Origin of the sequence: Leucobacter weissii, assembly GCF_017565745.1 — a bacterium.
Classification (GTDB): Bacteria; Actinomycetota; Actinomycetes; order Actinomycetales; family Microbacteriaceae; genus Leucobacter; species Leucobacter weissii.
This window is the reverse complement of the sequence record NZ_JAGDYM010000026.1, coordinates 1-1,333: the sequence shown is the minus strand read 5'-3', so window position 1 is coordinate 1,333 and position 1,333 is coordinate 1. Positions and strand designations below refer to the sequence as shown.

2 protein-coding genes are annotated in these 1,333 nt (G+C 66.5%); both read left to right on the top strand.

Features of this window, described 5'->3' with window-relative positions:
- Positions 1-59 precede the first annotated feature (59 nt).
- A complete protein-coding gene (locus J4H92_RS15160) occupies positions 60-377 on the top strand; it encodes a transposase (protein ID WP_208099014.1) in 318 nt (105 codons plus the stop codon).
- On the top strand, positions 374-1,324 hold the full coding sequence (locus tag J4H92_RS15155; RefSeq protein ID WP_208099013.1) for an integrase core domain-containing protein: 951 nt from the start codon (positions 374-376) through the stop codon (positions 1,322-1,324). The genes J4H92_RS15160 and J4H92_RS15155 overlap by 4 nt, the downstream gene beginning before the upstream one ends.
- Positions 1,325-1,333 lie beyond the last annotated feature (9 nt).

The window sequence follows — 1,333 nt, the reverse complement described above, 5'->3', positions numbered from 1 at the left end:
TGTCGCGCGTCAGACTATGTGGCAGGGCTGTTAGTTGAGTCCTGAACGGAGAGTCCGACATGGGAAGACCACCCCAGATTCCGGTGGAGAAGAAGACAAGGATCGTGCTGAGCGTCCTTGCCGGTGAGATCACGATCGCGGAGGCGGCGAGACGCGAGAAAGTCAGTGAGCAGTCGATCGGCCGGTGGAAGCTGGACTTCCTCGAAGGCGGCAAGACCGCTCTGATCGCGGGCAAGTCCGGCCCGTCGACACGGGAGCAGCAACTCGAGGACGAGGTCGCGGAGCTGACCCAGGCGCTGGGTGAGGCCGCGGTCGAGATCCGCGTGTGGAAGAAGAGCGCGGAGGGCCGGCTGGGCCCTTCGAGGACCTCGAGGTGATCCGTGTCGAGGCGGGCATGCCGACCGCGAGGTTCGTGAAGCTGATCGGCGTGCCCGAACGGTCGTATCGCCGCTGGCAGGCCAGAGCAAAGCGGTCCCGTCCGCCGAAGGGTCCGTGGCCACGACCGGCGCGGGAAGCGGCGCGGCCGCTGGTGACCAAGCATGCGCTGGCCAAGCCGGAGTGGGGTCACCGGAAGATCTGGGCGATGACCCGCCACGACGGGCACCGGGTCTCGCAGGCGACCGTGCTGCGGCTGCTGCGCGACGACGGGCTGATCCTGCCGTCGCAGTACCAGAAGCAGCGTCGCGAGCTCGCGAAGGACCGCAAGGCCGCGTTCGCGGTGACCCCGACCGGCCCGAACCAGGTGTGGCAGCTGGACTTCAGCGAGTTCGAGACCACCCAGGGCGGGACGTGGCGGATTGCCGGGTGCCGAGACTGGTTCTCCAAGCTGGAGCACCCGTTCCACGTGTCGCCGACGGGGAACCAGCATGACGCGATCGCCGCGATCGAGCTCGCCCTGGCCGACTACGAGACCATGTTCGGGCACGCCCTCGTCGACCAGTGTGAGGTCGATGAAGCGACCGGCGAGCTGCTGCCGGTCGTGACCATCGTCACCGACAACGGCGGACCGTTCCGGTCGCTGAACTTCGAGCTGTTCATCATGCGGCACCCCGAGCTGCGGCACGTGCGCACCCGGGTCAAGTCGCCCGGGCAGAACGGATCACGCGAACGCGGGTTCGGGACGTTGAAGTACGAGCGGCTGTTCCTCGACGAGATCAACGACGCCCTCGAGCTCATCGAACGTGCCGAGGACTACCGGATCGAATACAACGAGATCCGCCCGCACGAGGCGATCTCCTGGAACCGGCCAATGGAGGTGCACCTGGGCCTGGCCGACCCCACCATCCCCAACTTCGAACGAGAAGAAATCCTGCCAACTACTTGACGCGGGACA